At 73.2% G+C, this 5305-nt stretch carries 4 protein-coding genes and 2 tRNA genes (1 of these 6 running past the window's edge); 3 read left to right on the top strand and 3 right to left on the bottom strand.

Annotated features, from left to right (window positions below):
- The 3 genes from ACFVYK_RS15885 to ACFVYK_RS15875 form a co-directional block, all read right to left on the bottom strand.
- A tRNA-Asp gene (locus ACFVYK_RS15885) sits at positions 1 to 23 on the bottom strand (it extends 152 nt beyond the left edge of the window).
- Positions 24 to 58: 35 nt separating this feature from the next.
- Positions 59 to 131: transfer RNA gene (locus ACFVYK_RS15880), tRNA-Glu, on the bottom strand.
- An 80-nt stretch (positions 132 to 211) separates the two neighbouring features.
- Positions 212 to 1885, bottom strand: coding sequence for a metallophosphoesterase (locus ACFVYK_RS15875; protein WP_389773735.1), 1674 nt, complete (start codon positions 1883 to 1885; stop codon positions 212 to 214).
- Positions 1886 to 1969: 84 nt separating this feature from the next.
- On the opposite strand from ACFVYK_RS15875, the gene ACFVYK_RS15870 reads away from it, so the two are divergent.
- The 3 genes from ACFVYK_RS15870 to ACFVYK_RS15860 all read left to right on the top strand — a co-directional run.
- Entirely contained in the window at positions 1970 to 2320 is a 351-nt protein-coding gene (locus ACFVYK_RS15870) for a metallopeptidase family protein (protein WP_389773732.1), read from the top strand.
- 94 nt (positions 2321 to 2414) lie between these two features.
- The gene (locus tag ACFVYK_RS15865) at positions 2415 to 2957 is read left to right on the top strand and encodes a hypothetical protein (RefSeq protein ID WP_389773730.1); all 543 of its coding nucleotides are present in this window, start codon (positions 2415 to 2417) and stop codon (positions 2955 to 2957) included.
- A 265-nt stretch (positions 2958 to 3222) separates the two neighbouring features.
- A partial coding sequence (locus ACFVYK_RS15860) for a DEAD/DEAH box helicase (protein ID WP_389773728.1) occupies positions 3223 to 5305 on the top strand: 2083 nt, incomplete at its 3' end.

The raw sequence follows: 5305 nt of genomic DNA, 5'->3' as shown, positions 1-5305 counted from the left end.
ACTCCAAACTGCTCCACAGGACCAAGCTGTGTACGACAGTGTCGCACACGGTGTTGCGTGCCCCCAACGGGATTCGAACCCGTGCTACCGCCTTGAAAGGGCGGCGTCCTAGGCCGCTAGACGATGAGGGCTATCGGCCCGCCTGGGCGCTTCTCAGCGCGTCGGGGACGTCATGAGCATATGGGATGGCGGGGGGTATCGCCAAAACGGTTTACGGGGCCCTTCTGGAGGCGGTCCCGGAGGGGCCGGCGGACGGACCTGCGGACGGGGCGGCGGGCGTGGGGCCGGACGGTCCGCCGGCCGGGCTCCCCGACGTGCTGCCCGACGGGCCGGGCGAGGCGCTGGGGGAAGGGCTCGGCGACGGGGCGGCTCCCGGCTGGTTCTCCTTGGGGAGGTGACGGCTCACCTCGGCCGTCGTCAGACCCAGGCCGCCGAGCTTGATCTCGTCCCAGGCCTGGAGGCGGCGGGTGTCGCGGTCGAGGTAGAGGATCGACGCCTGGATGGGGTCGGGATACTTGCCCTCGACGGCGCGCAGACCGCTGCCGCCCGTGGAGCCCTCGATCCGCAGCCGGGTGCCGTTCTTCATGACCTCCGTCCCCTCGTGGTGGAGGTGGCCGGCCAGGACGAGGGGCACCTCGCCGTCCGTGCCGCGGGCGGCGGAGGGCTCGTGGGCGACGGCCACGTCGGCCGGTGTGCCCGCGGCCTTCTGGGCGCGCAGGGCCTGGGCCAGACGGGCGCCGGCCGCCTCCTCGCTCTCCTCCGCGCCCGCCGCGGCGGAGCGGTCCGGTGTGAACTGGGGGTCGCCGACGCCGGCGAAGCGCACCCCCGCGACGGTGACCGCCCGGCCGCCGTCGAGGACGTGCACGTTCTTCATGCGCTCCAGGTAGCGCTGGGTGACGAGGGAGTCGTGGTTGCCCCTGACCCACACGTACGGCGCGCCCAGGGTGGCGATGGGGTCCAGGAAGCCGTTCTCGGCGGCCGTGCCGTGGTCCATGGTGTCGCCGGAGTCCACGATCACGTCGACCCGGTACTGCTCCACCAGCGAAGCGATGATCTTCCAGCTCGCGGGGTTGAGATGGATGTCGGACACGTGCAGGACGCGAACGGTCGTCGGGTCCGGCTGGTAGGCGGGGAGTGTGGAGGTGACGTCGTAGAGCTTGGTCACGTTGGTGACCAGGCGGGCGAGTTCGCGCTGGTAGACGTCGAACTCGGTGACGATGCTGCGCGCGTTGCCGACGAGCGAGGGCGCCGAGGACAGCAGGCCCGAGAACCGCGGTTCCAGCACCGAGTTGGGGTTCCAGGTCGCGAACGCGGTCGCGCCCGAGGCGCCCAGCAGCGCGAGGGCCAGGCCGCCGGCGGCGAGGGCCCGGCGCGGGCGGCGGTAGACGGCGAGGCCGAGGGCGGTGGCGCCGGTGACGACGGCGACGCAGGAGCGGAGCGCGAGGTCGAGGGTCCCGTGCTCGATGTCGCGGGCGACCTCGTCCTGGAGGCCGGAGAGGCGTTCGGGGTGGTCGACGAGGGCCTGGGAGCGGACGGGGTCGAGCTGGTCGACGTTCACGTCCAGGCGGACCGGGGCGTGGTGGCTGTCCAGCGTGAGCGCGCCGAGCGGCGAGATGTTGATCTTCGTTCCGCCGGTGACGGACGGGCGCAGCGTCATCGTCGTGTCCATGGGGCCGACCGGGACGCGGACGTCGCCGACCACGAGGAGGCCGAGCCAGGCGCCGAGGAGGACGACGCCGGTCAGGCCGAGGGCGCGGAGCCAGGGGTTGGGCCGCGCGGCGAGTTCCGGGACGGGGTGGCGGCGGCGGTCCGCGCGCGGGGCGGACTTGGGGCGGGTGGGCTTGAGGCGGTGCAGGGCTGCGGCGGGGACACGGGCGCGGGCCATTCATGCCCTATGCCCCGGTCCGGGCGCTGGTATGCGGACGGTTCACGCACTCCGCCGGGCGGCTTCTTGCCGGAGAATGGGCCTGTGCTGGAGATGACGCGCGAGGAGTTCGAGGAACTGGTCGCCGAGGCGCTGGACCGGATTCCGCCGGAGTTGACGCGGCTGATGGACAACGTCGCGGTGTTCGTCGAGGACGAACCGCCGGCGGACGATCCCGAGCTGCTCGGGCTGTACGAGGGGACTCCGCTGACGGACCGAGGGGAGTGGTACGCCGGGGTCCTCCCCGACCGGATCACGGTCTACCGGGGGCCGACGCTGCGGATGTGCGCCTCGCGGGACGAGGTCGTCGCGGAGACCGAGGTCACGGTGGTGCACGAGATCGCCCACCACTTCGGCATCGACGACGCGCGGCTGCACGCCCTCGGCTACGGCTGAGCCGTCCGACGCGAGCCGCGCGAGCCGCGCGTGTCCTCTTGCGGGCGGCGGGAGTTGGGCACGTCGACTCTTGCGTCTGCCCCGGAGGTGGCCCGTGCGCCCCTTGTACGTACCCGTTCGTCTGGTCGCGACGGTCCTGGCCGTCACCGCGGCCGCCGGCTGTATGAGCGTGGGGGACGAGGACGGCGGCCGGGTCAGGCCCTCGCACTCGGCCGGCCAACGGGCCGGTGAGGCGCCGGAAGGGGGTTCGGCCGGCGCGGGCGGCGGCCGCGGGACGGGCTCGGGCGGCGGGGACGGCAAGCACGGGCACGGAAAGGGCTCCCGCGGCGGGGCGAGCGCCTCGGCGGCCGCTTCGGCGTCGCCCTCGGCGGGCGGGAGCGCGCGGCCGTCGCCGGGGGCGGTGCGGCCGGGCCGGACGCCCCGGCCGGGAGCGCCGGCGCCGACCGGGGCCCAGTCCACCGCGCCCGCCCGTTCGCCGGACCCGGAGCCGCCCGCCCCCTCGCCGGAGCCCGCGTCGCCCTCGGCGGAGCCGACGGTCGCCGAGCCGTCGGCGTCGGCGCACGACGACGGCGGCGGGGCGGCGCCGCAGCTGGCGGACCTGGAGCCCGCCCCGGAGGCGGGTCGGCCGGCCGGGTGACGGCGCCCTGCGGCGAGGGAACCGCAGAGCCTGCCGCTGCCGCGGCAGGCCGCTGAGCTGCGACGACGGGCTCGGTTTGCCTTCCCCGCACAGGGTGAGTATGGTAGTAGATCGTTTGATCCCATTTGCCCGGCGCCACCGCAGAGCGCGCCGTGTGGCGCGTACTCTCCCTTGCCGTGGCTGACCGCATAGAGGCGGTCCTTGCAATGCGAACACGGAGTTGACGGGCGCGTGCCGACGAGACTCCGGAAGGTTTCGCATTCGCATGTCCATTTCCCGTACTGATCACTCTGTCCTGCCCGAGAACAGCGACGAGCCGATCACCCTCGAGGCGATCGAGGTCGCCGAGACCGCCGAGACCCCCGAGGCCGCTGAGGCCATCGAGGCGGCAGTCGAGGCAGCCGTCGAGGCGACCCCCGAGACCCCCGAGACCCCCGAACTCACCTTCGCCGACCTCGGGCTCCCCGAGGGCGTGGTGCGCAAGCTCGCGCAGAACGGCGTGACCAGCCCCTTCCCGATCCAGGCCGCGACCATCCCGGACGCGCTGGCCGGCAAGGACATCCTGGGCCGCGGCCGCACCGGCTCCGGCAAGACCCTCTCCTTCGGTCTGCCGCTGCTGACCCAGCTGTCCGGTGGCCACACCGAGAAGAAGAAGCCCCGCGGCATCATCCTCACGCCGACGCGTGAGCTCGCGATGCAGGTCGCGGACGCCCTCCAGCCGTACGGCGACGTCCTCGGCCTCAAGATGAAGGTCGTCTGCGGCGGTACGTCGATGAGCAACCAGATCTACGCCCTGGAGCGCGGCGTCGACGTCCTCGTCGCCACCCCGGGCCGGCTGCGCGACATCATCAACCGCGGCGCCTGCTCCCTGGCGAACGTCCAGGTCGCCGTCCTCGACGAGGCGGACCAGATGTCCGACCTGGGCTTCCTGCCCGAGGTCACCGAGCTGCTCGACCAGATCCCCGGCGGCGGCCAGCGCATGCTGTTCTCGGCCACGATGGAGAACGAGATCTCCACGCTGGTCAAGCGCTACCTGACCAACCCGGTCACCCACGAGGTCGACAGCGCCCAGGGCAACGTCACGACCATGTCCCACCACATCCTGATCGTGAAGCCCAAGGACAAGGCGCCGGTCACCGCCGCGATCGCCTCCCGCAAGGGCCGCACCATCATCTTCGTCCGCACCCAGCTCGGCGCCGACCGCATCGCCGAGCAGCTGCGCGACTCCGGCGTGAAGGCGGACGCGCTGCACGGCGGCATGACCCAGGGCGCGCGCACCCGCACGCTGGCCGACTTCAAGGACGGTTACGTCAACGCGCTCGTCGCGACCGACGTCGCCGCCCGCGGCATCCACGTCGACGGCATCGACCTGGTGCTCAACGTCGACCCGGCCGGCGACCACAAGGACTACCTGCACCGCGCGGGCCGCACGGCGCGCGCCGGGCGCACCGGCACGGTCGTCTCCCTGTCGCTTCCGCACCAGCGCCGTCAGATCTTCCGTCTGATGGAGGACGCGGGCGTCGACGCCGGGCGCCACATCATCCAGGGCGGCGCCGCCTTCGACCCCGAGGTCGCCGAGATCACCGGCGCCCGGTCGATGACGGAGGTCCAGGCCGAGTCCGCGGGCAACGCGGCCCAGCAGGCCGAGCGTGAGGTCTCCGAGCTCACCAAGGAGCTGGAGCGCGCGCAGCGCCGGGCGACCGAGCTGCGCGAGGAGGCCGACCGTCTGGTGGCCCGCGTGGCGCGCGAGCGCGGCGAGGACCCGGAGACGGCGGTCGCCCCGGCCGCCGAGGCGGTCGTGGAGCAGGACGCCGTGGTCGAGGCGCCCGTGCAGGCCGCGGCCGCCGAGCAGCCCGCCGAGCGTCCCGCGTACGAGCAGCCGCGTCAGCGCCGTGACGAGCGGGGCAACTACGAGCGCCGTGACGACCGTCGCGACGACCGTGGCGGCCGTTCGTTCGAGCGTCGTGACGACAACCGCGGCGAGCGCGGCGGTTTCAACCGCGACGACCGTGGCGGTTTCAACCGCGACCGTCGTGACGGCGACCGCGGCGGGTTCCGCCGTGACGACCGTGGCGGCCGTTCCTTCGAGCGTCGTGACGACCGCGGTGGCTTCAACCGCGACCGTGACAACAACCGTGGCGACCGTGGCGGCTTCAACCGTGACGACCGCGGCGGCCGTTCCTTCGAGCGTCGTGACGACCGTCAGTCGGGCGGGTTCAACCGCGACCGTCGTGACGAGCGTCCCTCCGGTGGCTTCCGTCGTGACGACCGTCAGTCGGGCGGGTTCAACCGCGACGACCGTCAGTCGGGCGGGTTCAACCGCGACCGTCGTGACGAGCGTCCCTCCG

The sequence above is a fragment of the Streptomyces sp. NPDC058291 genome, from assembly GCF_042880855.1.
In the GTDB taxonomy this organism is placed as follows: domain Bacteria; phylum Actinomycetota; class Actinomycetes; order Streptomycetales; family Streptomycetaceae; genus Streptomyces.
Note: the sequence above shows the minus strand (reverse complement) of the source record. Positions and strands in the feature narration are given on the sequence as shown.